The organism is Mesorhizobium kowhaii (assembly GCF_042431665.1).
Classification (GTDB): Bacteria; Pseudomonadota; Alphaproteobacteria; order Rhizobiales; family Rhizobiaceae; genus Mesorhizobium; species Mesorhizobium kowhaii.
This window is the reverse complement of sequence record NZ_JBHLYT010000053.1, coordinates 539,339-566,084: the sequence shown is the minus strand read 5'-3', so window position 1 is coordinate 566,084 and position 26,746 is coordinate 539,339. Positions and strand designations below refer to the sequence as shown.

Sequence of the window (26,746 nt, the reverse complement as noted above, 5' to 3'; positions counted from 1 at the left end):
AACGGAGTTTGCGCGCTTCAAGCGCCCCGCCAATGTCATCATATCACCATATAAATAATGGGTTGCCAAGAACAGCGGTTCGTTTATTGCTTGGTGGCGATGAAACGTTCCTTTGGCCTTCCCCCTCAGATCAGCCGCACGGCGCAGGTGGCCGACTGGTTTGCGCGCGAAATACGCGCCGGCCATCTGACCAGTGGCGAGAAACTGCCGACCGAGCAGGAACTGATCGCGCAATTCGGGGTCAGCCGCACGGTGATACGCGAGGCCATGGCCTCGCTGCGCTCGGAAGGGCTGGTCGTCAGCCGTCAGGGTTCGGGTGTGTTCGTTGCCGACCACGAGGCCAACACGACGTTTCGCATCGTCTCCGACGAGCTTCACTCGCTGACGGAAGTCCAGAACGTGCTGCAGCTGCGGCTCGCGGTGGAACTCGAAGCCGCCGGCATCGCTGCCGAGAAGCGCAGCGACGACGACCTTGCCCGCATGCGCGATTGCCTCGATGCCATCGATGCGTCGATCGCGGCCGGCGACAGCGCCATCGAACCGGATTTTGCCTTTCACCGGGCGATCGCCTCGGCAACAGGCAATCCCTATTTCGAGCGCTTCATGCATTTTCTCGGACCGGTCATCATTCCGCGTCAGTCGATCCGCCCGCGGACTGAGACGCCGGAGCAGCGGCGGCTCTACCTGGAGCAGGTCCAGATGGAGCACCGCCGCATCTATCAGGCCATCGAGCGGCAGAATGTCGAAGCCGCCCGCTTCACCTTGCGCGAGCATCTCGAGGCGGGCCGCGAGCGCTATCGCCGCATGGTCGACGGTTCGGCCAGACCGTAGCACGGCGTCAAACCTGACCTTCGATCCGTCCCCGCAGCCCATCCGATCTCACGCCAGCTCTCCAACCGGCATGCGGCAGGACTGCATGAGAGCCGCGAGCTGCCGTTCCTCATCCACTGTGAGGTCGAGAAGCGGTGACCGGACCGGTCCACAGTCGATCCCGGCGATGCGGGCGCCGGCCTTGACGATCGAGACGGCATAGCCGGCGCGCCGGTTGCGGATGGCGAGATAGGGCAGGAAGAAGGTGCGGATGATGTCGCCGACTTCCGCCGTGCGCCCGGCGCGCAGTGCATTGAAGAAGCGCAGCGCCATCTCGGGCGCGAAATTGTAGATCGCCGACGAATAGGTCGTCATGCCTATTGCCGCGGCGGCACTGGCATGGACTTCGGCCGTCGGCATGCCGCCGATGAAGATCAGGCGGTCGTCCATGCGGTAGCGCAAGGCGGTGAGAAGCTCGATGTCGCCGACGCCGTCCTTGAGGCCGATCAGGTTCGGGCAGTCCTGCGCCAACCGGTCGAGGGTCTCGGGCGTCAGCACCGCATTGTCCCTGTTGTAGGCGATCACGCCGATGCCGACCGAGCGGCAGATGGCCGTCAGATGCCGGCGCAGGCCTTCCTGCTCGGACTTGACCAAATAGGGCGGCAGCACCAGCAGGCCGTCGGCGCCATTGGCCTCGGCGGCCTTGGCGAACTCGACCGCCATATGCGTGCCGTAGCCGACGCCGGCCAGCAGCGGCAGGTGATCGGGAACTTCATCCGATGCTGCCCGCACGACGCGCTTGTATTCCTCGAGCGTCAGCGAAAAGAACTCGCCCGTACCGCCGGCGGCGAAAAGCCCGCTTGCTCCGGCAGCGCCCTGTTGCGCGACATGGGCGCGATAGCCTGCTTCGTTGAAGGCGCCGGCATCGTCGAAAAAGGTCAGCGGAAAGGACAGCAGCCCGCGGCCAAGGGATTTGGTCAGCTCGGTGGGTGAGAACGTCAAAGCGAGTACTCCGTGAATGGGGCCGGCAAATGGATGGTCGGGCGGGCAAAGGTTTTTGCCGCCGTGGCGTTGGGTGGGCTCATATGATGCCCGGCCGGACTTCGGCCGCGGCGGCGTCGATCGCCTTGCGACCGAGGCCCGACTTGACGATACGGATCAATTCCTCCTCGCTCGTGTCGGCCGTGGAGGCGTCCAGCGCGACCTCCCCCGAATGCAGGAAGTTGATGCGGTCGCAGACTTCGAAGATCTGATTGTAGTTGTGCACGATCAGGATCACCGAGACCTGGCGCTGCTGGCGCAGATTCTGGATCAGGCCCAGAACATGCGCGCTTTCGCGCACGCCGAGTGCCGCCAGCGGCTCGTCGAGCACCAGGATCTTGGGCGACGAATAGATCGAGCGGGCAACGGCGATGCACTGGCGCTGGCCGCCCGAGAGAAGGTCGACCGTGCTGTTGACGCTGGGGATCGAGATGCCCAGCGTATCGAGGTAGATTTGCGCCTGTTCGCGCATCTTCCTGTTGTCGAGCAGGTTCAGTCCAAGGATGCGCTTATGGTATTCGCGGCCGAGGAACATGTTGTGGAAGACGCTGAGGTCGCCGATCAGCGCCAGGTCCTGGTAGACGGTCTCGATGCCCTGGGCGCGCGCGTCGCGCGGCGAGGCGAAACGCACCTCCTTGCCTTGCGAGACGATCGTGCCGGTGTCGGGCTGGTGAAAGCCGGACAGGATCTTGATCAGCGTCGACTTGCCCGCGCCATTGTCGCCGACCAGGGCCAGAACCTCGCCCTGGCGCAGCTTGATCGAGACGTCGACAAGTGCTGTGACGGCGCCGAAACTCTTGGAAATGTTGGACATTTCCAGCACCACGGGCGCGTCGGGTGCGAGCGGTGGAATGGTCTGCGTGTTCATAGGCGCCTCCTTGTGCGCAGCCGGTCGACCTGGATGCTCAGGATCATCGCCGCGATGATGGCGGCGCCCAGATAGATGTCGGAAACGGTGGCCTGGGCGCCGATCATCACCAGGCCGTTGTTGAGCGAGGCGACCACGAACGCGCCGATCAGCGCGCCGATGACGGTGCCGGAGCCACCCAGAAGCGAGGTGCCGCCGATGACCGCGGCAGCGATCGCCTGCAAGGTGAGGAACGGGCTGCCGGCCTGCGGGTCGGCGGAGGTGAACTGGGCGGTGTTGATGATGCCGGCAAAGGCCGCGCAGCCGCCGGCGATCATGAAATTGTAGATCTTCATGCGATCGGTGCGCACCCCGATTTCGCGCGCGCCGATGATGTTGCTGCCGGTGGCGATCGTGTGCAGGCCGAAGGTTGTGCGGTTCAGCGCCAGGGCCAGCGCCAGCACGATCAGCACCGTCCACAGGAACGGCGTGAAGGCCGTCACGCCATGCCAGGACAACAGAGCATCCGACGGCTGGTAGAGGCTCTGCCCGAAGATCGCGTTGAAGGGCTGTTCGACCGGCGCCACGATCGGCTGGCTGTTGTAGATCGAGACGACGATGCCTTGCAGGAAGAACAGCATGCCGACCGTGGTGATCAGCGACGGTACGCGGAAGCGCACCGTGATGATGCCGTTGATGGCGCCGACCAGCACGCCGATCAACACGCCGATCACGGCACCGACGGCCAGCGGTACGCCCCATGTGACCGACATCAGCGCCATGACATAGGGCGCGATCGAAAAGATGGCGCTCAGTGAAAGGTCGATCTCGCCGGTGATCATCAGCATGACTTCGGCGGCGGCGATCAATCCGAGCCGGCCGGTGTCGCGCAGCACGACGCTCATGAATTGCGGCGACAGGAAACCGCCGTCGCTGCCGACCTGGAAATAGATCACCAGGACGATGGCGACGACGGCGATGCTGGCCTCGCGATAACGGGAAAGCAGGATGAGCAGCCTTTCCGTAATCGTGTGCGGCGCCTTGACGCCAACGGCGTTCTTCCCGGCCTTTAAGGGTTCGATTGACGGCACTCTTGTCTTCCTGATTTCGAATTCTGGGCGAAGAGACGGATCGGCGCCGGGCACCGCCGGCTGCATTGGCGTGCAGCCGGCGGTGCCCCGCCACGTCATCGGAAAATGATGTGGCGAGGGCAGGCGTTTCGCTTGGCTGAACAGTGTCAGGTCGGCTCGACGTCGCTGCGGCCTTCGAAGCGGGACTTGCCGACATAGGCGTCGACATTGTCCTTGGTCACATAGGCCTGGCTGGTGTCGCTGTTGGCCGGACCGACAAGACCGCCGGAGAGCTTGTAGAGATACATCTGCTGCACCGGCAGAAAGCCCTGCAGATAGGCCTGCTGGTCTGTGGTGAAGTTGACGTCGCCGGATTTGATGAAGTCCAGCGTCTGCGGGAACAGATCGAAGCCGGCCACCGCGCCGCCGGCTTTCACCAGGCCGTATTTGTTGGAGATGAAGCCGCAGGCATAGGTGTCGGAACCGCCGGTGCCGAACATGCCCTTCACGTCCTTGTGGCTGAGATAGTAGCTCTCGACGCGCGAGATTTCCGTTGCCGGATCCGGGCCGGTGTTGACGACATCGTAAGTGACGCCGCTGCCGCTGTCCTTGATCGCCTGGATGTAGCCATCGAGGCGCGGCTGCGTGTTGAGCGAGCCGGGCACGCCGATCGACAGCATGACGTGGCCGCCCTTGGGGATCAGCTTCAGCCACTTCAGCGCCGAGTTGTAGCCCGACTGATAGAGCGGCTGGCCGACATAGGACAGCCGCTTGTTGGGGCTGCCGACCGGCACGTCGGCGTTGAAGGCGACGACCGGAATGCCGGCCTGGGCGGCCATGTCGGTGGCGGCGTCGAAGGCGGTCGGATCGACCAGGCAGACGGCAATGCCGTCCGATTTCTGCGCGATCGCGGTCTGCATGGCGCTGACCATCTCGGAGACGACGTTCTTCTGCGAACCCGTCCACTGGTAGCTGCATCCGAAAGCGGCGCAGGCGTCCTGGATGCCATACACGGTCGGGGTGAAGAACTGGTCGAGCGTCACATGGCACACGAAGTGGAACTTGTAGGGCTTCTTCGGCAGGCCGGTCGATGAATCCGCTGCTTTCGCTGCACCGATACCGCCGGCAAGACCTGCACCTGCCAGTCCGCTGGCAAGGCCGGCGGCACCGAGACCGAGTTTTCCGGCCAGTGCGAAAGCACTGCGCCGGCTGATGGCGGCATTCACCATCTCCATATGATTTTTCGTTTCGTCGTCCACTTGGTTCCTCCCTCTTCGTTTTGCGGGCTTGCCATTTGTCGTCTGGTTACATTGTTATATGACAACTTTTGTGTCAATGCTTTTTCGACACCGGGTTCACGTCGGGCCTTTCGCGGCTCGAGCGCGGTGCGGGAAGGCTGCCGCTTGGCCGGCACGAAAAACAGCAGGGATCACAGGAAGAGAAAATGGCTGAAATCGAATTCAGGGCTGTCGCGAAGAACGGCCTGAAGGTGACGACGATCGGGCTCGGCGGCACCGGGCTGGGCAACATGTACCGCGCCGTCGACACCGACGCCGCGGTCAAGACGGTGCACGCGGCCTATGACAACGGCATCCGCTATTTCGACACTGCGCCGGTCTATGGCTTCGGCGTGAGCGAGACCCGGCTTGGGCTGGCGATCAAGTCGCTGCCGCGCGCCGACATCGTCATCTCGTCGAAGATCGGTTACGACCTCGTTCCGATCCCGCCCGAGGACCTTCAGCCGGCGCTGTGGGACCAGCCCGGTTCCTTCCGTGCCGAGTTCGACTATTCGCGCGATGCCGTGATGCGCTCGCTCGAGGGAACGCTGAAGCGCCTCGACACCGACTATGTCGACATGGTCTCGATCCATGACCCGGACGAAGCCATTCATTTCGGTCCCGGCGAGGATCCCTATGCCAGAAGCCGCTTCCGGGAAGCCATGGACGGCGCCTATCCGGCCCTCGACGACTTGCGCTCGCAAGGCGTCATCAAGGCGATCGGCGTCGGCATCAACCAATGGCAGATGCTGTCCGACTTCGTCGTGGCGGGTGCGTTCGACTACTTCCTGCTGGCTGGCCGCTACACCTTGCTCGAGCAGGAGCCGCTGGCGACCTTGCTGCCGCTGTGCGAACAGCGTGGCACCAGGATCATCATCGGCGGACCCTACAATTCCGGCATCCTGGCCACCGGCGCCGTCAAGGGCGCGACCTTCAACACCAGGCCGGCACTGGCGCCGGTGCTCGAGCGCGTCCGCCGCATCGAGGCGATCTGCGCCCGCCATCACGTGTCGCTGCCGGCTGCTGCCCTTCAATTTCCCCTCGGGCACCCCATCGTGTCGAGCGTCATTCCGGGCGCGCGATCGGTCGAGGAGCTGAAACAGAACCTGGCCTACCTCAGCGAGGATATTCCGCCGGCTCTGTGGGCCGATCTCAAGCGAGAGGGGCTTATCGAACCCGGCGCGCCCGTTCCTGGAGCGCAGCAGACGACCTGAAAGGCGGTTCGACGGTATCCGTGTCGAGTGAAAATAAATTGCCTTTCAAAATCAGTCGGTTATCATGGATTGAAACAAGGGAGTAGGGGGCCTGCGGGCAACAACAACACTCGGCGGGCCTCCGTCCCACCCATACCTCGGTGGGCTGCCGGCTTCGGACTCCTTCCTAAACAGATTGACCGATCTGAAACGCGGTCAGGTGCTGATGTAAAGTGCTATACGCAATGCATAGGGCGGTGGCATAGAATGACCTGCAATTGGGCGGTCTGCTGGCCACCGATAGCTTGCGGACGAGGGGGAGAATATGATGCGGAACACGATGCTGGGCTTCGCGGCACTTGCCCTGGCCGCGTGCCAATCGGCTCCTGAAGCGCCGCAATCGGCCGCTCTCGAACCTGCGTCAAATCCTGTTGCTGTTCCTCCTGCCTTGGATCCCGCCGCAGTTTCTCCTGGCTCGGCAATCATGGATCAATCCGTGACAATCACTCCCCCTGCGAAGGGCGTTCCAGCAAAGTACGCCGCATTTTCGGGCATGTGGGCTGGACGATTGGAGGGGACGTCTGAAGCCAAAGTCGCTGTGCAGACGATTTCTCCGAACGGCAAAGTGACGGTCACCTTTGCGTGGGGAATTGTGGGCGATAACAATCCGGGAGAGGCCGCCGGAGCAGGAAAAATTGTCGGGACCACGTTGAAGCTTGGGCGCCTTCCGAATGGTGCGGACGTCAGTCTCATGATGCTGCCCGACGGAACCCTGGCCGCAACCTATATGCTCGCCGGCCAGACCTATACGGGCGTGTTTATCAGGCAATAATCAAAGAAGCATCCAAATCCAACCGCTCGAATTGTGGCCCGACCGGTCCTATCGATAGCCTGTGAAAGCGCGGAATTCGCGAGCAGCGCAGGAACGGACAGTCTCGTTGGTCTAAAGCGCGTCGCGTCGAAACGGATTCATGCGACACGTTTTAGGTCTTTGCTTTTATGCATGTCGTTGTCCCAATACCGGGGCCACTTTTGGGCGACATGCATTAATTGGTCTTCAGCTTGCCAACGCGTTTTTCGGCGATCCAGCGGGCGGCGAGCACCAGCGCGCCCATGCTGAAATCCTTGCCATGCCTGGCCACCATCTCTTCCGACAGTTTGGCCAGCCGTTCGAAAAATTCGTCCTTGCTCTCGTCTTCGGCCGTAAGTTCGGTCTGCATCTCATCCTCCTGTTTCATACGGACTGTGTCCGCTATTTGAACATCTGTGCGGGAAAGGTGGCGATCGCGGCGGTGCCGTCGACAGATCCTATCGCCAGATGCCGCCCGTCGCCGGACCAGGCGAGAGCGGTGACAGCGCTGCCCAAGGGCCTGACGAGAAGTTCGTCGCGTGACCCGATCTGGGCGACGATGATACGGCCGTTGGCGTAACCCGCGGCAATCAGCTTCTTCTCGGGGTGCGCCGCCACCGTTTCGACCAGGACCAGCCCGGCGCGACCCGTCTCCAGTGCGCCCGAGGTTTCGCCGCCAAATGGCGGGGCGGTCATCGACCAGCCGGCGATCCGGAACGCGCCCGAGGCAAACAGCGCATTTGTCGACGGGCTCCAGCACACTGTCCGAACCGGCGATGGAAATCCCGCGACGATATCGGCTCGGCCATCGGCCAGGCTGATCAGCGCAAAGCCGCCGGTCTCCAGCCCGCAGGCCAACCAACTCCCGTCGCCGCTCCAGCGGATCGACACCGGGCGCGATGAAAGAGAAATGTCTCGTATCAAGGCAGCGTCGCCTTCGACCGACCAGATCGACAGCCCCTCATCAAGGCCGCAGGCGAGGCGTCTCCCGTCAGGTGAGAACGCAAGGGCGTCCATGGACGATGTCGTGGCATGTTTCAGCTTCACCGCATCGCCCTGGCCACTCGATAGGAAGACATCCTTTCCGTTGCTGACGGCTGTCAGCGTCGCCCGGGCGCTGCAGTCGATGGCCAAGATCGGCCCGTCGACCCTGACCAGGGGGGCCGCGACTTCACCGCCGGCGGTCAGATGCAACGCTTCGCCGCTGGCCGCGCCGACCAGAAAGCCGGAATGCGCATGGGCGCAGAGCGGGACGTCGCCATCTCCGAATGCCACTGTTGCGATCAATGGCACTGGTGGCTTTTCCCGGGGGCGGATCGTCGTCTGGCCGAGATCATTGCTCACCCTGATCCGCGACTCCGGCGGCTCGTGATCCGCGACCGCGGCGATGGCGACGGTTCCGTCGACGGAGGTAAAGGCGACAGCCGAACCGTCGGCGCTGAAGCGCAGATCGGCGATCGCAGATGGTCGCTGCCAGTTGCGGGCCAAAAGATCGAACAAGGTCAGGTTCTGCATCGTCTGCTGGTTCATGCTGTCTCTCCCATCAGTCCTCGTTCGCCGTTGCGGCAAGCCGGCGATCAACGTCCTCGATGTCGCCTTCCGCCGCGACGATGCGATCCTCGCAAGCCATGCATGCCTGCATGATCGCAGCAGCACTTCGCTCTGCTTCATGCAAATCCTGCACCAGTTGTGCATTGGCGCCGCTTCTGCCGATTTCCAGCTCCAGGCGCAGCACGTCCATGTCGATGCCGGCGCGTTTCTGATTGAGCCGCAGCGCTTCGGCGGTGAGGGCGGAGACGCTGGCGACAAGATCGAGCCGGCGAGCAAGCAGCGCGTCACGCCTGGCAATATCGGATCCGCCGGTCATTTTTCGCTCCCCAAAAATCCCTGCGGTTTTTCGAAAGCCGACAGCAATTTGGGCAACGTGCCTGCCTGCGAATGGAACTGTTTTTCGGCCTTCTCGATGTGGCTCTTGAGCTGATCCCAGATGTCGACGCGGATCATCGATGTCGTGTCGCCGGTCAGGCGCTCGATCTCGTCGACGCGGAACTGGCGTGTCAGCGAAACGCCGGAAAACACGAAGTCGCGCAGCAGGATCGCATGGTTTTCGATGAACAGATGGATCATCGGATGCGTCTCCGTGGTGACGCCGCCGGCGGCAAGCTCGGCCCGGATGAAGTCCTGGAAATGGCTCTGCAGGCGGTGCTGGCTTTCGCCCATGAAGCGCATGACAAAGACCAGATCGCGGGGCATCAGCTTGACAAGATCGCCGGTGACGCCGTCGGCATGGCTGGACATTGGCCGGGGTGGCCCGCTCCTATCCTTATCGTTCGGCATGGTCTTTCTCCAGCGCCAGGCCCGCCCATGGACCGTGCTTCAAATAGTAGAGAAAGACGAATAATTAAATAGATGGCTTGAGAAATTTGGTATTTGTTGCGACTGCTAACTAGATATGTTGCAGCTGCGAACAGATAGATAGTATTACAGTCGTAAGTTACATCTGTAAAATAACGTTACAGTTTGTTGTCCACTCATGCGCCGAAAAGATGGCGATCTTGTTTTAAGCGTTAGCCGCGGACTTCGTTTTCAAACTGGCACGACGCTTGCATTGTTCATTTTCACAAGAAGCCCATCGCGCTTGGCGCGGTGCCAAAAGAACGAAGGAACGGAGGAAGCAGGGACAAATTCCGCTTCGATACGCCCATCGCAATTGCGGTTGGCGCCGCGGAGTCTCTGCCAAAACGCCTCGAAAACCTTTGCCGCGATCCACTTGAATGGCCGGACCATGAGTCGCGCCTTGATGCGCAACCCTTTGTCATGCCGCTCGCACTCTCACTGGCGGTGCTTTGTGCCGCTTCATGCCGGGGTCAAGGGACCCACGGCTCAAACCTGGTGGAGGCTTATGACCATGACGTCTCTGACGCTCAACAAGATTACCTCGCAACGCGGAATTTCCGTCGGCGAGGCGACCAAGAAGATTGCCGATCTCGGCTGGAATCCTTCCTACGTGCAGGAAGCGATGACATTTCCGACCGACTACAAGATCAACAAGACGCCGCGCGATCCGATGAAGCAGGTTTTGCGGTCCTATTTCCCGATGCAGGAAGAGAAGGACAACCGCGTCTATGGCGCGCTCGATGCGGCCTTGCGCGGCGACATGTTCCGCAACGTCGAACCGCGCTGGGTCGAGTGGATGAAGCTCTTCCTGGCCATCATTCCCTTCCCGGAAATCTCCGCCGCCCGCTCGATGGCGATGGTCGCCCGCATCGCACCTGGCGAGGAACTCAGAACCGGCTTCACCATGCAGATGATCGACGAGTTCCGTCACTCGACGATCCAGATGAACCTGAAGAAATGGTACATGGAGAACTACATCGATCCGGCCGGCTTCGACATCACCGAAGAAGCCTTCGGAAAGTGCTACGCCACCACCATCGGCCGACAGTTCGCCGAGGGCTTCATCACCGGCGACACGATGACCGCCGCCTGCATGTACCTGACCGTGGTCGCCGAAACCGCCTTCACCAACACGCTGTTCGTCGCCATGCCTTCGGAGGCCGCCCGCAACGGTGACTACGCGCTTCCGACCGTCTTCCTGTCGGTGCAATCGGACGAGAGCCGGCATATCGGCAACGGCCACTCGCTGCTGATGGCGGCGCTCAAGGAGCCGGAAAATCACCTGCTGCTCGAGCGCGACCTGCGCTACGCCTTCTGGCAGAACCACGCGATCGTCGACGCCGCCATCGGCACCTTCATCGAATACGGCACCACCAACCGCGACAAGAACAAGGAGTCCTACGCGGAAATGTGGCACCGCTGGATCTATGAGGACTACTACCGCACCTACATGCTGCCGCTCGAGAAATACGGCATCAAGGTCCATCACGACGACGTCCAGGCGGCCTGGGAACGCATCACGAAGAAGAACTACGTCCACAAGGTCGGGCAGTTCTTCGCGGTCGGCTGGCCGGTCAATTTCTGGCGCATCGAAGCCCAGACCGACAAGGACTTCGAGTGGTTCGAGCACAAATATCCGGGCTGGTACGCCGAATTCGGCGACTTCTGGAAATGGTACGCCAAGCTCAGCCACAAGGGCGAGAAGGTGCTGCTGTTCAACAGCGACGTCGGCTACGTCTATCCGCACCGCTGCTGGTCCTGCCTCGTTCCCTGCCTGATCCGCGAGGACATGGTCGTCGGCGAGATCAATGGCGAACTCTACACCTTCGCCCATGAGCTCGACCGCTGGACTGCCACGGTCGCCTTCGCTGACGAGTATGAGGGCCGTCCGACGCCTGCGATGGGCCGCTTCAGCGGCAAGCGCGAGTGGGAGACGCTCTATGACGGCTGGGATTTGGCCGATGCCATCAAGGACCTGAACTTCGTCCGCTCCGACGGCAAGACGCTGGTTCCGCAGCCGCATCTGCGCTTCGACGACAAGGAGATGTGGACGCTCGACGATGTGCGCGGCAACACGCTCGGATCGCCGCTCAACGCGCTGCGTGCCATGTCGCCCGCGGACCGTGAGAAGCACCTGGCGGAATACCGGGCCGGCTTCACGGTCAATCCCTGCAACTGATCAGGCCAAAGGGGGGGCGGGTTCGTCCCGCCCCTACCTTTCACTGGAGGTCCGTATGTCGGAAACCCACACGGTCAGGCTGAGCCCAGTCGGCGTCGAATTCGAGGTCGAGAATGGCGAAACGGTGCTCAACGCCGCGTTCCGCCAGGGCATCGCGCTGCCTCACGGTTGCAAGGAAGGGCAGTGCTCGGCCTGCAAGAGCGTGTTGCTCGAAGGCGAAGTCGACATGCTGAAATACTCGACCTTCGCACTGAACGACATGGAGAAGGAAAGCGGGCACGTCCTGTTGTGCCGTTGCATCGCCTACTCCGACCTGGAAGTCGAGCTTCTCAACTACGACGAGGAGATTCTGGCGAAAGCGATCGCCGTGAAAACGTACAAGGGCCGGATTGCTCGGATCGAGCAACTGACCCACGACATTCGCGGCATCGAAATCGAACTCGGCTCCCCGATGAAGTTTTGGGCGGGGCAATATGTCGACATCACGGTTACCACGCAAAAAGGGGAGACGATTACGCGCTCGTTCTCCATGGCAAATACGCCGGACCAAACCCAAAAACTCTCCTTCATCATCAAAAAATACCCTGAGGGAAAGTTCTCGGGAGAACTCGATTCCGGAGGCATCAGGGCCGGAGCCGAAGTCACCGTCGTCGGACCCTACGGAACCTGTTTCCGCCGCGACGAACGGCAAGGACCCCTGATCCTGGTCGGGGCCGGATCGGGCATGTCGCCGATCTGGTCGATCCTCAACGACCACCTGAAGAGCGGCGAGAAACGTCCGGTCTATTTCTTCTACGGCGCCCGCACCCGCAACGACCTGTTCTATCTCGACAGGATCGCCGAGCTGGTCGGCAATCATTCCGACGTCACCTTCATTCCCGTGCTGTCGCACGCCAATGACGACGCCGAATGGCAAGGCGAACGCGGCTTCGTGCACCAGAGCGTCGACGCCAAGCTCAAGCAACTGGCGGTCGACGGGCAGGGCGATGTCCATGCCTGTGGCCCGCCGCCGATGATCGATGCGCTGCAGCCGGTCCTGTTCATGAACGGCTTCGAAACGGAGCGGATCTTCTTCGACAAGTTCACCACATCGGCAGGTGCAACGCCGGCCCATTGAGGGCGGCCGTGCCAAGCCAACCACAACTGCAACAAGGGAGAGAGACTATGCCTGCAACCTCGAGTTCAGTCGGATCCGGAGCCGCCGGCGCGGCGATCTTCGCCGATTCCGATAGCCGGAAATACCGGTATTTCGACCCGAAAGGCCAGCGCGCCACCCACTATGAGGACATGACGGTCGACGTTCAGCCCGACCCGGAACGCTACCTGATCCAGGACTGGATCATCTCCTTCGCCGACGGCAAGGGCGCCTATGTCAAGCAGAACACCGCCGCGCAGAGTTCCAACTGGCATGCCTTTCGCGCCCCCGACCAGGAGTGGGAGCGCACGCACTACCAGCGCCAGTCGAAGATCGAGACGATGGTGCAGAGCGTCATCAATAATGCCCGCAAGTCGGGCGCGCCGAAGACCTTCGACAAGGCCTGGGTCAAGATCCTGCAGACGCAGCTCGGCGCCTGGAAGCATGCCGAATTCGGGCTCGGCACCTCGCTGATGCAGGCGCAGCGCTACGGCTACACCCAGATGATCAACAACGCGACGCTGACCAACTCGTCCTACAAGCTCAGGCTTGCCCAGGACATCACGCTCTACCTTGCCGAGATCGGCATGGACCTTCCCGACTGGGACGACGAACTCGGCAAGAAGGCGTGGCTCGAGGACAAGAACTGGCAAGGCACGCGCGAAGCGGTCGAAACCATCATGGGCGCGACCGATTACCTCGAACAGTATTTCGCCATCAACATCGTCTTCGAGCCGCTGGTGGGCGAAGTGTTCCGCTCCGGCTTCCTGATGCAGATCGCCGCCGCCAACCATGACTTCATCACGCCGGCGGTGATTTCGGCTGCCGAGGCCGACTACGAGCGCAACCTCGCCAACACGATCGACCTCATCCACATGCTCGCCAATGACGAGACGCATGGCGCCGCCAATCGCAAGCTCTTCCAGGGTTGGGTCAAGAAACACGGCGCGCTCGCCGACAAGGCAGCCATCGGCCTGCAGCCGATCTGGTCGATGCCGCATTCCAAGCCCGTCGCGTTCGTCGATGTCCGCGCCAAATCCGAGGAACGGATTGGCCAGATCCTCGGCGAACTTGGCCTCAAGCGCTGAAACAGGAGAATTTTGTCATGTCACTAGCAGCACGCGACGCAACGCATTCCAACATCTTCAAGGCGATGAAGGACATCACCTTCGAGCAGACGATTTCGCATCAGTGCGGCGTCACCATGAACGACTCGGTCGAGGCGCGCGCCATCGCCGAATTCATGGGCCAGAAGCCGGGGGTGACGATCACCTACCAGCCGGCGCTGATCCGCATCGACGGTGATGGCAAGCTGATCTTCAAGATGGATGCGATCGGTGAATATCTGGGCCGCGAGATCTCAGCCGAGACCTTCGAGGTCAACACCTCCACCCACTACGGCCGCATGGTTCGCGTCGACGACGACACCGTGATCCTGTTCGGCAACATGGACGAGATGTTCGAATACATCGAATAGCCGCCAAAAATCTGGCGCGCCGTTGCATGCGGCGCGCCGAACCCGTCAACGCGATCATTGTGGAGGCAAGAATGTACAGGACACCGGAAGGCAAGGACATTTTCGTGGTCGACGGCCACACCCATTTCTGGGACGGCAGCCCGGAAAACCAGAAGAATATCCACGGCAAGCAGTTCATCGAATGCTTCTATGCCTATCACACGGGCTTGAGCCCGAAGGACCAGCTGTGGGAGAAGAGCAAGTTCGAGAAATACAGCGCCGATGATCTCTATCGCGATCTGTTCATCGACGGTCCCGACGATGTGGCGATCGTGCAGTCGACCTATCTCAAGGACTTCTACAAGAACGGCTTCAACACGATCGAGCGCAACGCCGAGGTGGCCAAGCGCTATCCCGAGCGTTTCATCGTCAACGGCGCCTTCGATCCGCGCGACGGCGAGAAGGCGCTGGAATACATCCACTTCCTCAAGGAGACCTACAACGTCAAGGGCGTGAAGATGTACACGGCCGAATGGAACGGCGCTTCCAAGGGCTGGAAGCTCACCGATCCCGACGCCTATAAATGCTTCGAACTCTGCGACAAACTCGGCATCAGGAACATTCACGTCCACAAGGGCCCGACGATCCTGCCGCTCTCCAAGGATGCGTTCGACGTCCATGACGTCGATCATGCGGCGACGGATTTCCAGGGCCTCAACTGGATCATCGAGCATTGCGGCCTGCCGCGCCTCGACGATTTCTGCTGGATCGCGACGCAGGAGACCAATGTCTATGGCGGGCTGGCGGTGGCGCTGCCGTTCATCCACGCGCGCCCGCGCTATTTCGGCGAGGTCATCGCCGAACTGCTGTTCTGGCTCGGGCCGGAGAAGATCCTGTTCGGTTCCGACTACGCGATCTGGACGCCGCGCTGGCTGGTCGAGAAATTCTGGGCCTACCAGATCCCAGAGGACATCGCCGCCGAACGGAGTGTGCAGCTGACCGACGAGATCAAGGAGAAGATCCTCGGCCTCAACGCCGCGCGTCTCTATAACATCGATGTCGAAGCCAAGAAGAAGGCGTTGGCCAGCACGCCCTTCAGCATCGCTGCGGAGTAGGAGCCATGGCAACCGCCAGCGTTTCCGGCGGCCGCGAGAAGGAACTCTGGCGGCGCCTTGGTGAGGTCAACGACCCGGAACTCGACGAACCCATCACCGAGATGGGCTTCATCGAGCGGGCGCAAGTGACGGGCGATGGCAGCGTGGAGATTGACTTCCGCCTGCCGACCTACTGGTGCTCGCCCAACTTCGCGTTCCTGATGCTGGACGGCGTCCGCAAGGCGCTCGACCAGCTCTCCTGGTCGCCGGCCTATCGCGTCAAGCTGCACGACCACATGTTCGCCGACGAGGTCAATCGCGGCATGGAGGCCGGCAAGACCTTCGGCGACATCTTCGCCGTGCTTGCCGAGGATCAGGATCTCGGCGGCTTGCGTGAGACCTTCAGGATGAAGGCGTTCAAGCGGCGCCAGGAGGCGGTTCTGCGCGGCCTGCGGCAGCACGGTCTGACCGATCGCGAAATCCTCGGCATGGACCTGCCGGCATATGACGTCGCTCGGTTCGAACCGGGCGAGGCGGCCAAGCAGAAGCCGAGATACAGGGCGGCTCTGCTCGAGCGGTTTCCCGATCGCCGGGCGGACGAGCCCGTCTTCGTGACTTGGGAAGGGCAGCGCATACCGCCTGGCGCGCTCAGCGCCCATCTCGCCGAACTGCGCGGTGTGCGCATCAACATGGAGTTCAACGGCGCGCTGTGCCGGGGGCTCAAGCAGACCAGATACAAGGAACTGGATGTGATCGACGGCGAACCGACGCTGGTCGATTTCATTCTGGATCGCGTGCCGGCCGCGACCGCCCCGACCGCCTGAAGCAGAACTGACAGCAACGGCCTCCCTCGCACGAGGCCCCCACCAACAACCCGCCCGTAAGGCGGAAGGAGGAATCATGCCCAAGATAATGCTTCACAATTCCGAGGCCCGCCGTGCTCTCGCCCGTGGCGTCTTCCGGCTCGCCGCCGCCGTCGAGCCGACGCTCGGCCCCAAAGGCATGAACGCCATGATCGACCGGCCGATCGGCACGCCGATGGTGACCCGCGACGGTGTCAGCATCGCCTCCGAGATCGAGCTGCACGACCGTTTCGAGAACATGGGCGCGCAGGTCGTCCGCGAAGTGTCGATGCAGACCAACGAGATCGCCGGCGACGGCACCACGACGGCCATCGTGCTCGCCAACGCGCTCATCCAGGGCGGCGTCGAGGCGAATGAGCGCGGGGTGAAATCCGTTGATCTCTGCAAGGGCATCGACCTTGCCGTGGCGGCGGTGGTGGCCGCGCTCAAGGCATCCGCCAAGCCCGCCAAGGGCAACGGCATCCTGGCCTCGGTCGCCAACATCGCGGCGACCAACACCACGCTTGGCGCGCTGGTGGCGGAAGCCCATCGGCGGGTGGGCGCCGAAGGCGTCATCACCACTGATTTCAGTGTCACCACCGAGACCACGCTCGATGTCGTCGAGGGCATGTCCTTCGAACGCGGCTACCTCTCGCACCACATGGTGACCGACCAGGAGAAGATGGAGGCGGTTCTCGAACGGCCCTACATCCTGATGACCGACCTCAAGATCAAGGAGCCCGGGCAGCTCGATGCGGTTCGCCGCATTGCCGACGAGGCCGGCCGGCCGCTGCTGATCGTGTCCGAGGAAATGTCGCCGGAGGTGGTGGTGACGCTGCTCGGCAAGCAGGGACCGGGACGGTACCTCGTCGTCCATCCCCCGGAATATGGCCACTGGCGCAAGGCGATGATGGAAGATCTGGCCATCATCACCGGCGGCAAGGTGATCGCCCGCGATCTCGGCGGCCGGCTGGAGGACGTCACCGCCGAGGATCTCGGCACGGCCGACCGGGTGAAGACCAGTTCGTCCTACACCTCGATCATTCGCGGTGGCGGCGACCATGCGGCAATCGCCTCGCGCCGCGCCCAGGTGCAGCGCCAGTATGAAGCCTCGCCGCCCAACATCGACCAGGACAAGCTGCGCGAACGCCTGGCCAAGCTCTCCGGCGGCACTGCGATCCTCTATGCCGGCGGCGTCACGCCGGTCGAGCAGAAGCGGACCATCCAGCTGATCGAGGATTCCTTGAATGCGGTGCGCGCCGCATCCGAAGAGGGCGTGGTCGCCGGCGGCGGCTCGGCACTCGCCCAGATCGCGCCGCTGCTCGACAAGGTGGCAGCTGGCGTCGATGGCGATGTCGCCGAGGGCGTGCGCCTGGTGCGCTCGGTGCTGTCGCGACCGCTGTGGCGCATCGCCGCCAATGCCGGCGCCGATCCCGAAGCCGTGGTGGTCGAGGTCACCCGCATCAACGGCGGCTACGGCTACAATGCCTCGACCGGCGCGTATCAGAACATGTTCGAGGCAGGGATCATCGATCCCGTGCGCGTCACCTACACCGCGCTCGCCAACGCGGCTTCCGTGGCGACGCTGATCCTGACCACCGAAACGCTGATTGGCGATCTCGCCGAGGATGAGGATCCGACGGCCGGACCGGCGCGTGGCGGCGGCTCCGAAAAACTCGGCCGCGCCTGAAGCCACATTCCAACCGAACGATTTCGACGTTGAAAGGATACGACGATGAAAGCTGCCAGACTCTACGAATACGACCCGAAGATGAACGTCCAGCTCAGGATCGAGGAGGTCAAGGCACCGACGATCACCGCGCCTGACGAGGTGATCGTGCGGGTCGGTGCCGCCGGCCTCTGCCGCACCGACCTGCACATCATCGAGGGTGTGTGGAAGCCGACGATGGATCCCGAAGGCACGCTTTTGCCTTACATCATGGGCCACGAGAATGCGGGCTGGGTCGAGGAGGTCGGCAGCGGCGTCAGGTCGGTCAAGCGTGGCGACGCGGTGATCTGCCATCCCTTCCGCTCATGCGGCATCTGCCTCAACTGCCGCCATGGCGAGGACATGTATTGTGACAACGGCCAGTTCCCCGGCCTTGGCATGAATGGCGGCTTCGCCGAGTATTTCATCACCAGCGAACGCTCGCTGATCAAGCTGAATGCCAACATCACGCCGATCGAGGTGGCACCGCTGGCCGATGCCGGCATCACCGCCTACCGCGCCGCCAAGCGCGCCGCAAAGCTCCTGCGGCCGGGGAGTTACTGCGTGCTGCTCGGCATAGGCGGGCTCGGTCATATCGCGCTGCAATCGTTGCACGCGATTTCGGGCTGCCGCATCATCGCCGTCGATCGCGAGCCGGCGGCGCGGGTGCTGGCGAAGGATCTGGGCGCTGACTTCATCCTTGATGGCGGGCCAAACGTCGTCGAGGAGGTCAGCCAGATCACCGGCGGCGGCGCCCATGTGGTGATCGATTTCGTCGGCGAACTCGGTGTCGAGAACATCTGTTGGAAGATGGTGCGCAAGGGCGGGCAACTGTTCGTCGTCGGCTATGGCGGCAACATCAACGTACCGACCGCGCATCTGGTCATCGAGGAGATCAACATCGGCGGCAGCCTGGTCGGCAATTTCACCGAGCTTGTCGAATTGATGGAGCTCAACGCCGACGGCAAGGTGAAGATGCACTACACCGAATACAACCTCGCCAGCATCAACACCGCGCTCGACGATTTCAAGAACCGCCGGTTCACCGGCCGTGGCGTCATCGTGCCCTGAAAGCCCTTGGACCGCGCGCGGCATGGAACGGGTGTCGCGTGCGGTTCGATCGGGCTGCTTGCCGGACCGGTAAGCCTTCCTTCTTGAGCTCCGTGGCTGATGCCATGGCATTTCCGTGTCGGGACGTCGGCGAAGCGCGATCCCCGCACGAGTTTCCTTGCTTCGTGAAAACGGGAGGACAACATGGATCTTGTTACAGGACTGGCCGTCGTCATCGGCATTATGGGTGGCATTGCCACATGGGCGGCGATCACGATCGGCAATCCTTATCTGCTGATCTGGGCGGTGTTTGTCGGCTGGGGAAGTTTCTATCACTGTGGCGGCAAGGAAGCCGGGTTCAAGAACTCAGCGGTTGCAAACCTGTGGGGCGCGATCTGCGCGGCCGGCGCCTTGATCGCGCTGACGTCCATTGGCGTTACCGCGATCATGGCCGGCATTTGCGTCGGCATTTCAATCATAGTCCTGATCCTCGCCGCCAAGCTGCCATTGCTGAGCGCCATTCCGTCAGCGGTCTATGGCTACGCAACGACCGCAGCGCTTTTTCTGCTTGCTGCCGCTGCCTATGGCGAAGGTGCCGGCGGCATCATCAAGGTCGCTGCCGCCGTGGTGATCTCGCTGATCATCGGCAATATCCTCGGCTACGTCTCGGAGAAAGTGACCGGTGCGGTGGTAAAGGCCTGATCATGTCCGCGACCGCTGCCTGAAGGCAATCTCGGTCGACGAATTTCCCCAACCCCGCGGCGCGAATGTCGCGGGTTTTTTGTTGCGAAGGAGCTGGGCCTGGTTCGCGGAGTCGCGGAGACGCGGGATTTCCGCTGAGCGCCAACGGACTTGGCTATTGTCCGTTCGAGCCCATTCTTTCACATCCCCAAATACTCCATTTCGGAATTCGTCATTCATTCGCGGAACGGGCAGACATATCCATGCCCAGTGACCAACGGCATTCACTCTCAAATCCATCAGGGATTGATGAGCGCCCGTTCTGGTCTTTCTCGTGAGGCGGCAGCGAGCTTCGCTTCGTTTCAACGAAACAAGGTCGCATGACCAACGAAAGGTTTCAAAAATGTCTATGTCAAAATGGGCCGCCACCGCCGCGGCCATTGGCTTTCTCTCGGTTACCAGCTCCGCATTTGCCGGCGACGCTGATGTCTATGGTCCCGATATCACTCTGTCGCAGGCCAAGCAGGTTGCCGCCGGCGCTGTCAAGGAATGCGCAGCCAACAAGTGGCTCATGGCCGTCGCCGTCGTCGATACGCACGGCGCCCTAGTCTACTACGAAAAGGCTGATAACACCGAGGTGGCGAGCGCCCAGATCGCCTTGGACAAAGCAACTTCGGCAGCCGTCTACAAGCGTCCGACACGCGACTTCTTCGACGTCACGGCCAAGATGGGTCCATTCATGCTGAACATGGACCACGTCATCGCAGCGCCTGGCGGTATTCCGGTCATGAAGGACGGCAAGATCATCGGTGCGATCTCGGCTAGTGGCGGCACGGGCGCGCAGGACGAGCAGTGCGCCAAGGCCGGCCTTGCCGGCTTTTGATCCTCTTTTTAGCGACGGCTCCGGACGGAGCTGCCGTACTCCAAAGGAACTGTTGAAATGATGAATCTCAAATCGCTGGGCAGCCGTCTTGCCGCGGCCGCCGCGCTCTCCGTTGCGCTTGCATTGCCTTCCCTCGCAAACGCCGCCGAGCTTTACAGCGGAAGCAATTCCGATGTCCGCACGGTTCTCTACTACAAGGCTTCGACGGCTGCGCTCTCCAAATTCCTGCCTGCGGGCTGGGAGCTCAGCCCGTTTACAACAGCACCTTCCGCCGGCGCCAACCTCCAGGTTGAATTTGTGGACCAGCTTTATGCGGTGGATCCAAAGGGTACCGTCGGGGCTCCGTACCGCTACGTGCTTTTCGGCATCCCGGTTCACAAGACGGGAAGCAGTGAGAACGTGCTGATGTTGTTCGATGGTCTTTCGCGAGGCGGAGCCGGTCCTTACGGCATTGCCGAAACCGCTGCCGACGACGTCAATCGTGGGGTTCATTACAGCTCGAGCCCGACGGCGGTGAGCGAGGCCTGGAACTTCGAAGGTGGCGGTGAGAAGGTTTCACTGCAAACGGAATTCGAACGTGGCCCGGTGACCCTGGAGAAGGGCGACAGCCACGTCTACTCGCAACTCAAGCCGGAATTCTGGCGCATCTATCGCTACAATGAGGCTACTGGCGTTGTGAAGTCCGGCGACGCAAACCATCTCCGCAGCCTGTCCTTGAAGGCCGAAGGTGGAAAGTTGACCGCGATGTTCGACGGCAGCGAGAGCCTTGTCGCGGTCGTATCGTTGCCTGTCTATTCCCGCGACATCTTTGTTCCGCAGCCCTGAGCACCGCTTTCCTTGAAGGGCGGGGGCCACCCAAAAAGGGTGCCGCTGCCCTCCAAGGTTCCACTGCGCCTGCGGCCGTCGCATTTCAGGCAGTGTTGGGGCAGGCCTGTTCTGCTTCATGAACGTTATGAAGGCAGCAAGGGCTGCAGGAAGCTGTCGGCGGCTGGGATAGTACAAGTAGATCCCAGAGATCTGGGAACCCCACCCATCGAGGACAGTCACGACGCGCCCCGATCGCAGCTCATCCTGCAGAAGAACGGCTGGCACCAAGCCGATTCCGGCGCCTCCGGCAATCGCACTGGCAACCGCACGAAGATCGTTGGCCACAACTTGCGTGCCGGCGACGGGTTCGGCCTTCTCAGCCCCCTTGTGCAGGGTCCAGGGTCGGACTGTGCCGTCCCACGGGGATCGAAGGCGAACGCACCAGTGATCCACGAGCGCGCTGGGCTCGCTGGGCTCGCCATGAGCCAGCAGGTAGTCTTTCGTGGCAAAAAGAACTTCGTTGAAGGGATCGGCGATCCGAACGGCGATCATATCCTTCTCGATGCGTTCTCTGACCTGAATGCCCGCGTCGATGCGGTGTTCCACCAGATCAAGGTGAAGATCATCGACAAGGATTTCGAGCTCAATTTCGGGGTGCTTTGTCAGGAAGCGGCCGATAAGAGGGGCTATCAGGACGGTTGTTGCCGTCCGTGAACCTAGAATTCTAAGCCTTCCGCCCGTAGCGCTACGGAACTTGTTCAATCCGTCGAGGACACTGTCCAGTCCGCTCAATATCGGGCCTATGTTGGTAAGAAGCTCTTCGCCCGCAGCGGTTAACGACACGCTGCGGGTGGTTCGTGTGAGCAGTCTCACGCCGAGCTTCTCTTCCAGACCCCTCAGCGTCTGGCTGAAGCTGGGTAGCGACACCCCCAGTGCGGCGGCGGCCCTGGTAAAGTTCAACTGCCGAGCAGCCTCCGCGAAGGCGATGAGCTCCCGCAATTCCGGCTTGTGCATTTGTCCTCCTCGCTGGGGCTGCCCGGTGCAGCGTCGCAGGCCGAGCCTTCTGCTCAGGGCGCTTCGGAATGGCAAGGTTAAGCACGACATTGTTTGGTGGGCCCAAAGGGCCCATTCCGCAATCGATAATTCTAACGGTTCATACGTTCAGCTACCTCCTGTTGCGAGACGAAGGCGCTCGGGCAACTCCAGGTCGGCGCCTGACCGCAACCAAGGAACTTCCGATGAAGACGAAATTGCTGGTTTCCGCTGCGATGATCGGTCTGGCACTTAATCTTGCGCCAGCGTTCGCCCAGGAGGGCACGTGGCAGATGGGAACGCCGATGCCAGAGCCTCAGAGCGAGAACTCCAGCGCTGTGGTGGGCAATCAGTGGTTCGTCATTGGCGGCATCGACGTGCCCGAGGTCATGCCCGTTGGCACGGTTGTGATGTATGACGAAAATACCAAGACCTGGTCGAAGAGGGCGGCAATGCCTGAGCCGGCCCATCATACTGCAACTGTGGCTTGCGACGGCAAGGTGTACGTGTTCGGTGGTTTCGTCGGAGAGCCGGGCACCAAGGAATGGCAACCGACCGCTGATGCTTTTGTATACGATCCGAAGACCGACAGCTGGTCCAAGCTTCCACCCATGCCAACTGCCCGCGGAGCGGCTGCGGCTGTGGTGCTCGACGGAAAAATCTACGTCGTCGGCGGGGCGCATGCCCTTGAGGATGGCCGCGACATGAAGGAGCCCCTTTGGGCCGACGTTCCCAACATAGTCGGCAGGACTGTCGAGGCCTACGACCCCGCGTCCAACACCTGGACAAGCCGGGCTCCCATGCAGACCGGCCGCAATCACTTTCTCGCCGCTGCTGTCGGTGGGAAGATTTATGCGATCGACGGTCGAGTTGGTCTGCCCTTCGTGACCAAGAGCGACGTCACCGATCTGGTCGAGGAATACGATCCCAAATCCGATTCCTGGACCTACAAGGGCCGTTCCCCCACACCGCGGGGCGGGGTGTCGGGCAGTGCCTATGGCGGGAAGATCTATGTGACGGGTGGCGAGTACCAGGACCCGGCGGGCAAGCGCACATTCTGGGCCCTTGAGGCCTACGATCCCGCAACCGACACGTGGCAGACCCTACCGCACATGCAGATTGCCCGCCACGGCTTCGTTGCCGGTTTCATTGGCAGCGAGTTCCATGTCGCCGGTGGCTCCTTCCAGTCCGACGGCATGCCGGGGATCAATGCTCAGATGAACACCCACGAGTTCTACACCGTACCCAAGTAGTTCATTCAATGCCGATGCCGGTCGTGTTCGGGACTGGTTTACGCTTTGGTACCGGCAGGCAGGAGGTCTGACCGTGCACAGCTGTTCGCAAAGGCGGCGCAAAACCTCTGGCGGCATTGCAGATCGCTATGAGGACTAATGCATGTCGCCCAAAAGTGGCCCCGGTTTTGGGAGAACGACATGCATAAAAACAAAGACCTAAAGCGCGTCGTCTGAATCCATTCAGACGCGACGCGCTTAGAGGAAGCCGCGCCGGATGCCGTATTGGCCGAGCTTGCGATAGAGCGTCGGCCGCGAAATGCCGAGCCTCAGCGCAACCTTGCTGAGATTGCCGCCCTCCGCGACAAGCGCATTCTTGATCGCCTGACGTTCTCCATCCTCGAACGTACATACGGGTGCTTCGAGCATCGTTGCCGGATGGTCGCTGTGCAAGGCGATGGTGTTGCGATCGCCCACACTGATTTCCCCGGGAAGATCCTGGAGTTCGATCGTGCCGCCGCGCGCCAGTATATGCAGGCGCTCGACCAGGTTCTTCAATTCGCGCACATTTCCCGGCCAGCGATAGGCCAGCAGCGCGTCGAGGGCTTCGTTTGAAAACTCCAGCGGATCATTGCCTGCCAGTTTTGCGATCTGATGATTGAAGTGCTCGATCAGCAACAGCACGTCGTCGCCGCGCTCGCGCAGGGCCGGGACATGAATCGAGACCGCGCCGATGCGGTAATAGAGATCGCTGCGGAAGCGTCCGGCCGCGACTTCCTGCTTGAGATCGCGATTGGTCGAGGCGACCAGTCGTACGTCCACCGGCCGGCCCCTTGAGTCGCCGATGCGGTGGACCACGCGCTCCTCCAGGACACGCAACAGGAAGGGCTGGATTTCGAGCGGCAACTCGCCGATCTCGTCAAGGCTGAGCACACCGCCATTGGCGAGTTCGAAGATGCCCGGCTTGCCGTCACGCGAAGCTCCGGTAAAGGCGCCGGCGACATGGCCGAACAATTCGCTGCCGAACAGCTCCTTGGTGATCGCGCCACAGTTCATGGCGATGAACGGGTCGTTTTCGGTGCGCCGGCTGCCGGCATGGACAAGCCGTGCAAACAGCTCCTTTCCGACGCCAGTTTCGCCTTCTATCAGCAACGAGGTGACACCGTTCGACCCGGCCACCCGGGAGGCGACATCGACGGCGGCCAACAGTTTTTCGCTTTCGCCGACGATCATTGCCGCGGCTGCCCGCAAATGTTTGTCCCCCTCCCGACGTATCACCGTCATGCTGGAGACGGCCGGCACCGAGGGAAACACCAGAGCCGCGCCACGAAGGTCGCCATCGAGCTTCAGCGGCGTGACATGGCAGGATCGCAAATGCGCCGGCAACGCGTTGGCGAGATCGGTCTCCGAGCCGGAGGCCGGCAGGTTCATGAGCCAACGACCGCGGCCGGGCTCCATCGGGCCGTCCATCATCTCCGTCGTGTCGCCGTTGGGCACGTTGTTGCAGAAGATCGCGCGGCCTCGATGATCGACGATCACCAGCCCGTCTTTCCGGCGGTAGCTGGGGGCCGAGGAAATGAAGGCTTCGAGCAAGCGCGTGCGCTGCTCCTGCTGCTGTTCGGCGAGCGCCTTTTCGATTTGCCTGGCGGTGGCGGCGACGAGCGCCGTGTTGTGCGGCCGGAAGATCGGCGAATAGCCTGACAGGTCGACGACGCCGATGATCTTGCCGTCCAGGGGATCGCGGATCGGCGCGCCGGCGCAGGTCCAGGATTTGATGCCGGCGCAGAAATGTTCGGCCGCGTGGACGAAAATCGGTTCGCCGGTCCACAGTGCCGTGCCGATGCCGTTGGTTCCGACGGCGTCCTCGTTCCATTTGCCGCCGATGCCCAGATGAATGTCCATGCCGTCATGCAATGTCTTCTTGTCGCCGATGGCATCGATCAGCACGCCGTCGCTGTCGGCGAGCACCAGCATCGCTCCCGTCCCTTCCAGCAACTGGCCAAGGGAGGCAAACGATCGCCGCGCCGCCGAAAGCAGCTCGGCATTGGCGCGGGTCAGATATTCGATCTCGTCACGGTCACTATTCAGCGGCGCTTCGATGCCCTGCGCATTGATGCCGCCGGTGGCGCTGCGATACCAGGAATCGTGGATCAGCGAGCGGACGTGGACCGGATCGCGGGCGCTTGTCGGCTCGTCGGAAAGAAAGCTTTCCCAGGCGCGCATGGTGGCGCGCTCGTCATAGTCGATGTTGTCTAGAACCAGCTGTCCGGTGGCCATCGACGCACGCGTCGGAAGCGCATTGCTTTTCATCGAATTGGGGCCGCTCGCGTGTCTCATTCAGCCATCACAGTACCTTTTGAGGTATGCCATTTCTGTATGCTCTCGCGGATTGGGCGCGCATAGCGACGCCCGAATACCGGTCGTCAGTCGATGCCGAGTTTCGCACCGATGTCGGCGGCAAGCTGTTCTTCGGTATAGGTCGCGGTCAGCCGGGATCCATCCATCTCGACAAGCGCCTGCGCGATGGTTTCGTCGACCGGCGAAAAGAAGCCATTCTGCTTCGTCGCCAGCACGAAAATCTGGTCGCCATTCCGGTTGCGGACATCGCCGATATGATGAAGCTGGCGGCCGGTGTTCTGATCCTTGGAGATCACACGGCCGTTCATGGTGACACGGATGGACGGGCTCGCTTCGGAGGCGGTTGCCGCGCTGCCGCCAACATGGATGATCAGGCCTTCCGCCTTGGGTTGCTGGCGCGGCTGCCTGGAAGCCGAGTAGCCGCCGCCGCTGATCTGGTCGGCAAGGCGAACGATGGTCGAGCGGTTCTGCTCGATCAGTCTTTTGACCTGGACGTCCTCGCGCCGCGGGCCATCCCGCTTGGAGATGATCTCAACCATGAATCCTCCCAGATTCGCTCAGCTTGGCCGATGGTACGGCTCATTTCTTCTTTTGAGGTGAACCCTACACGTCTTCTTTTGAGGTGGACCCTACACCGCCTCGGTGAGGTTCGCCATCCCATTCCCATAGCACCAGAGTTCGGGTCGCTGGTAGCAGGTGGCTGCTACACGGGCTCGGGTCCTCGGATGCGCGTGCGATGGTGATCGGGCGCTTCCGAAACGGCAGCTGGCCTGGCGTTAAGCTTTTGGTAACCCTCCCAAGTCG

Annotated in this window: 26 protein-coding genes and 1 pseudogene; 15 read left to right on the top strand and 12 right to left on the bottom strand. The window is 61.8% G+C overall.

What is annotated here, in order from left to right; genetic code table 11:
- The first annotated feature begins 99 nt into the window (after positions 1-99).
- Entirely contained in the window at positions 100-831 is a 732-nt protein-coding gene (locus tag ACFFNA_RS30040) for a FadR/GntR family transcriptional regulator (RefSeq protein ID WP_111547149.1), read from the top strand.
- Positions 832-879: 48 nt separating this feature from the next.
- Here ACFFNA_RS30040 and kdgD read toward each other — a convergent pair whose 3' ends face one another.
- The 4 genes from kdgD to ACFFNA_RS30020 form a co-directional block, all read right to left on the bottom strand.
- Positions 880-1,812 (bottom strand): 5-dehydro-4-deoxyglucarate dehydratase, encoded by a 933-nt coding sequence (gene kdgD / locus ACFFNA_RS30035; protein ID WP_378923479.1) that lies wholly within the window; start codon positions 1,810-1,812, stop codon positions 880-882.
- A gap of 79 nt (positions 1,813-1,891) precedes the next feature.
- Positions 1,892-2,719: an ATP-binding cassette domain-containing protein gene (locus ACFFNA_RS30030; protein ID WP_378923478.1), complete on the bottom strand. Its 828-nt coding sequence runs from the start codon at positions 2,717-2,719 to the stop codon at positions 1,892-1,894.
- On the bottom strand, positions 2,716-3,789 hold the full coding sequence (locus ACFFNA_RS30025; RefSeq protein ID WP_378923477.1) for an ABC transporter permease: 1,074 nt from the start codon (positions 3,787-3,789) through the stop codon (positions 2,716-2,718). Before ACFFNA_RS30025 ends, ACFFNA_RS30030 begins: the two co-directional genes overlap by 4 nt.
- 146 nt (positions 3,790-3,935) lie before the next feature.
- Complete coding sequence (locus ACFFNA_RS30020; protein WP_378923476.1) at positions 3,936-5,027, bottom strand: sugar ABC transporter substrate-binding protein; 1,092 nt, start codon at positions 5,025-5,027, stop codon at positions 3,936-3,938.
- Positions 5,028-5,212: 185 nt separating this feature from the next.
- Between ACFFNA_RS30020 and ACFFNA_RS30015 the strand changes: the two genes are divergently transcribed.
- Both ACFFNA_RS30015 and ACFFNA_RS30010 read left to right on the top strand, forming a co-directional pair.
- Complete coding sequence (locus ACFFNA_RS30015) at positions 5,213-6,259, top strand: aldo/keto reductase (RefSeq protein WP_378923475.1); 1,047 nt, start codon at positions 5,213-5,215, stop codon at positions 6,257-6,259.
- A gap of 307 nt (positions 6,260-6,566) precedes the next feature.
- Positions 6,567-7,070: a hypothetical protein gene (locus ACFFNA_RS30010; RefSeq protein ID WP_378923474.1), complete on the top strand. Its 504-nt coding sequence runs from the start codon at positions 6,567-6,569 to the stop codon at positions 7,068-7,070.
- 214 nt (positions 7,071-7,284) lie between these two features.
- On the opposite strand, the gene ACFFNA_RS30005 is transcribed toward ACFFNA_RS30010, so the two are convergent.
- The 5 genes from ACFFNA_RS30005 to ACFFNA_RS29985 all read right to left on the bottom strand — a co-directional run bounded on the left by ACFFNA_RS30005 (position 7,285) and on the right by ACFFNA_RS29985 (position 9,896).
- On the bottom strand, positions 7,285-7,458 hold the full coding sequence (locus ACFFNA_RS30005) for a hypothetical protein (protein WP_378923473.1): 174 nt from the start codon (positions 7,456-7,458) through the stop codon (positions 7,285-7,287).
- Positions 7,459-7,490: 32 nt separating this feature from the next.
- Complete coding sequence (locus ACFFNA_RS30000; RefSeq protein ID WP_378923472.1) at positions 7,491-8,618, bottom strand: WD40 repeat domain-containing protein; 1,128 nt, start codon at positions 8,616-8,618, stop codon at positions 7,491-7,493.
- A gap of 13 nt (positions 8,619-8,631) precedes the next feature.
- Positions 8,632-8,955, bottom strand: a complete 324-nt coding sequence (locus ACFFNA_RS29995; RefSeq protein WP_378923471.1) for a hypothetical protein — start codon at positions 8,953-8,955, stop codon at positions 8,632-8,634.
- Complete coding sequence (locus tag ACFFNA_RS29990) at positions 8,952-9,425, bottom strand: hypothetical protein (protein WP_378923470.1); 474 nt, start codon at positions 9,423-9,425, stop codon at positions 8,952-8,954. Before ACFFNA_RS29990 ends, ACFFNA_RS29995 begins: the two co-directional genes overlap by 4 nt.
- A 249-nt stretch (positions 9,426-9,674) precedes the next feature.
- On the bottom strand, positions 9,675-9,896 hold the full coding sequence (locus tag ACFFNA_RS29985; protein WP_378923469.1) for a hypothetical protein: 222 nt from the start codon (positions 9,894-9,896) through the stop codon (positions 9,675-9,677).
- Between the two features lie 94 nt (positions 9,897-9,990).
- Between ACFFNA_RS29985 and ACFFNA_RS29980 the strand changes: the two genes are divergently transcribed.
- The 11 genes from ACFFNA_RS29980 (at position 9,991) to ACFFNA_RS29930 (ending at position 21,338) form a co-directional block, all read left to right on the top strand.
- Positions 9,991-11,664 carry an aromatic/alkene/methane monooxygenase hydroxylase/oxygenase subunit alpha gene (locus ACFFNA_RS29980; RefSeq protein WP_378923468.1) on the top strand — a complete coding sequence of 558 codons (1,674 nt, stop codon included), beginning with the start codon at positions 9,991-9,993 and terminating at the stop codon, positions 11,662-11,664.
- Positions 11,665-11,719: 55 nt separating this feature from the next.
- Entirely contained in the window at positions 11,720-12,781 is a 1,062-nt protein-coding gene (locus ACFFNA_RS29975) for an NADH:ubiquinone reductase (Na(+)-transporting) subunit F (protein ID WP_111547140.1), read from the top strand.
- A 47-nt stretch (positions 12,782-12,828) separates the two neighbouring features.
- A complete protein-coding gene (locus ACFFNA_RS29970; protein ID WP_111547139.1) occupies positions 12,829-13,887 on the top strand; it encodes an aromatic/alkene monooxygenase hydroxylase subunit beta in 1,059 nt (352 codons plus the stop codon).
- Positions 13,888-13,904: 17 nt separating this feature from the next.
- On the top strand, positions 13,905-14,276 hold the full coding sequence (locus ACFFNA_RS29965) for an MmoB/DmpM family protein (protein ID WP_378923467.1): 372 nt from the start codon (positions 13,905-13,907) through the stop codon (positions 14,274-14,276).
- A 71-nt stretch (positions 14,277-14,347) separates the two neighbouring features.
- Positions 14,348-15,370, top strand: coding sequence for an amidohydrolase family protein (locus tag ACFFNA_RS29960; protein WP_378923466.1), 1,023 nt, complete (start codon positions 14,348-14,350; stop codon positions 15,368-15,370).
- A 5-nt stretch (positions 15,371-15,375) separates the two neighbouring features.
- The gene (locus ACFFNA_RS29955) at positions 15,376-16,173 is read left to right on the top strand and encodes an iron-sulfur cluster assembly protein (protein ID WP_378923465.1); all 798 of its coding nucleotides are present in this window, start codon (positions 15,376-15,378) and stop codon (positions 16,171-16,173) included.
- A gap of 76 nt (positions 16,174-16,249) precedes the next feature.
- On the top strand, positions 16,250-17,881 hold the full coding sequence (locus ACFFNA_RS29950; protein WP_378923464.1) for a molecular chaperone GroEL: 1,632 nt from the start codon (positions 16,250-16,252) through the stop codon (positions 17,879-17,881).
- A 45-nt stretch (positions 17,882-17,926) separates the two neighbouring features.
- Complete coding sequence (locus ACFFNA_RS29945; protein WP_111547135.1) at positions 17,927-18,970, top strand: NAD(P)-dependent alcohol dehydrogenase; 1,044 nt, start codon at positions 17,927-17,929, stop codon at positions 18,968-18,970.
- A gap of 183 nt (positions 18,971-19,153) precedes the next feature.
- Positions 19,154-19,651 (top strand): DUF1097 domain-containing protein, encoded by a 498-nt coding sequence (locus ACFFNA_RS29940; protein WP_167458681.1) that lies wholly within the window; start codon positions 19,154-19,156, stop codon positions 19,649-19,651.
- A gap of 382 nt (positions 19,652-20,033) precedes the next feature.
- Entirely contained in the window at positions 20,034-20,513 is a 480-nt protein-coding gene (locus ACFFNA_RS29935; RefSeq protein ID WP_378923463.1) for a GlcG/HbpS family heme-binding protein, read from the top strand.
- 57 nt (positions 20,514-20,570) lie between these two features.
- Positions 20,571-21,338 carry a hypothetical protein gene (locus ACFFNA_RS29930; RefSeq protein ID WP_378923462.1) on the top strand — a complete coding sequence of 256 codons (768 nt, stop codon included), beginning with the start codon at positions 20,571-20,573 and terminating at the stop codon, positions 21,336-21,338.
- A 168-nt stretch (positions 21,339-21,506) separates the two neighbouring features.
- Here the strand turns inward: ACFFNA_RS29930 and ACFFNA_RS29925 are convergent.
- Positions 21,507-22,334 (bottom strand): annotated as a pseudogene (locus tag ACFFNA_RS29925) (LysR substrate-binding domain-containing protein); the annotation flags it as partial.
- Between the two features lie 224 nt (positions 22,335-22,558).
- On the opposite strand from ACFFNA_RS29925, the gene ACFFNA_RS29920 reads away from it, so the two are divergent.
- A complete protein-coding gene (locus ACFFNA_RS29920; RefSeq protein WP_378923461.1) occupies positions 22,559-23,605 on the top strand; it encodes a Kelch repeat-containing protein in 1,047 nt (348 codons plus the stop codon).
- Between the two features lie 237 nt (positions 23,606-23,842).
- Here ACFFNA_RS29920 and ACFFNA_RS29915 read toward each other — a convergent pair whose 3' ends face one another.
- Both ACFFNA_RS29915 and ACFFNA_RS29910 read right to left on the bottom strand, forming a co-directional pair.
- On the bottom strand, positions 23,843-25,861 hold the full coding sequence (locus tag ACFFNA_RS29915) for a sigma-54-dependent Fis family transcriptional regulator (protein ID WP_378923460.1): 2,019 nt from the start codon (positions 25,859-25,861) through the stop codon (positions 23,843-23,845).
- A gap of 146 nt (positions 25,862-26,007) precedes the next feature.
- The gene (locus ACFFNA_RS29910; RefSeq protein ID WP_378923459.1) at positions 26,008-26,481 is read right to left on the bottom strand and encodes a hypothetical protein; all 474 of its coding nucleotides are present in this window, start codon (positions 26,479-26,481) and stop codon (positions 26,008-26,010) included.
- Between the last annotated feature and the right edge of the window lie 265 nt (positions 26,482-26,746).

Excerpts from the sequence above, each read along its gene's own strand:
- ACFFNA_RS29970 (WP_111547139.1), top strand. The coding sequence starts at position 12,829 with ATGCCTGCAACCTCGAGTTCAGTCGGATCCGGAGCCGCCGGCGCGGCG.
- ACFFNA_RS29950 (WP_378923464.1), top strand. The coding sequence starts at position 16,250 with ATGCCCAAGATAATGCTTCACAATTCCGAGGCCCGCCGTGCTCTCGCC.
- ACFFNA_RS29975 (WP_111547140.1), top strand. The coding sequence starts at position 11,720 with ATGTCGGAAACCCACACGGTCAGGCTGAGCCCAGTCGGCGTCGAATTC.
- ACFFNA_RS29930 (WP_378923462.1), top strand. The coding sequence starts at position 20,571 with ATGATGAATCTCAAATCGCTGGGCAGCCGTCTTGCCGCGGCCGCCGCG.
- ACFFNA_RS29990 (WP_378923470.1), bottom strand. The coding sequence starts at position 9,425 with ATGCCGAACGATAAGGATAGGAGCGGGCCACCCCGGCCAATGTCCAGC.
- ACFFNA_RS29980 (WP_378923468.1), top strand. The coding sequence starts at position 9,991 with ATGACCATGACGTCTCTGACGCTCAACAAGATTACCTCGCAACGCGGA.
- ACFFNA_RS29965 (WP_378923467.1), top strand. The coding sequence starts at position 13,905 with ATGTCACTAGCAGCACGCGACGCAACGCATTCCAACATCTTCAAGGCG.
- ACFFNA_RS29955 (WP_378923465.1), top strand. The coding sequence starts at position 15,376 with ATGGCAACCGCCAGCGTTTCCGGCGGCCGCGAGAAGGAACTCTGGCGG.
- ACFFNA_RS30040 (WP_111547149.1), top strand. The coding sequence starts at position 100 with ATGAAACGTTCCTTTGGCCTTCCCCCTCAGATCAGCCGCACGGCGCAG.
- ACFFNA_RS29945 (WP_111547135.1), top strand. The coding sequence starts at position 17,927 with ATGAAAGCTGCCAGACTCTACGAATACGACCCGAAGATGAACGTCCAG.
- ACFFNA_RS30010 (WP_378923474.1), top strand. The coding sequence starts at position 6,567 with ATGCGGAACACGATGCTGGGCTTCGCGGCACTTGCCCTGGCCGCGTGC.
- ACFFNA_RS30000 (WP_378923472.1), bottom strand. The coding sequence starts at position 8,618 with ATGAACCAGCAGACGATGCAGAACCTGACCTTGTTCGATCTTTTGGCC.
- ACFFNA_RS30030 (WP_378923478.1), bottom strand. The coding sequence starts at position 2,719 with ATGAACACGCAGACCATTCCACCGCTCGCACCCGACGCGCCCGTGGTG.
- ACFFNA_RS30005 (WP_378923473.1), bottom strand. The coding sequence starts at position 7,458 with ATGCAGACCGAACTTACGGCCGAAGACGAGAGCAAGGACGAATTTTTC.
- ACFFNA_RS29920 (WP_378923461.1), top strand. The coding sequence starts at position 22,559 with ATGAAGACGAAATTGCTGGTTTCCGCTGCGATGATCGGTCTGGCACTT.
- ACFFNA_RS29910 (WP_378923459.1), bottom strand. The coding sequence starts at position 26,481 with ATGGTTGAGATCATCTCCAAGCGGGATGGCCCGCGGCGCGAGGACGTC.
- ACFFNA_RS30015 (WP_378923475.1), top strand. The coding sequence starts at position 5,213 with ATGGCTGAAATCGAATTCAGGGCTGTCGCGAAGAACGGCCTGAAGGTG.
- ACFFNA_RS29940 (WP_167458681.1), top strand. The coding sequence starts at position 19,154 with ATGGATCTTGTTACAGGACTGGCCGTCGTCATCGGCATTATGGGTGGC.
- ACFFNA_RS29960 (WP_378923466.1), top strand. The coding sequence starts at position 14,348 with ATGTACAGGACACCGGAAGGCAAGGACATTTTCGTGGTCGACGGCCAC.
- ACFFNA_RS29915 (WP_378923460.1), bottom strand. The coding sequence starts at position 25,861 with ATGGCCACCGGACAGCTGGTTCTAGACAACATCGACTATGACGAGCGC.
- ACFFNA_RS29935 (WP_378923463.1), top strand. The coding sequence starts at position 20,034 with ATGTCTATGTCAAAATGGGCCGCCACCGCCGCGGCCATTGGCTTTCTC.
- ACFFNA_RS29995 (WP_378923471.1), bottom strand. The coding sequence starts at position 8,955 with ATGACCGGCGGATCCGATATTGCCAGGCGTGACGCGCTGCTTGCTCGC.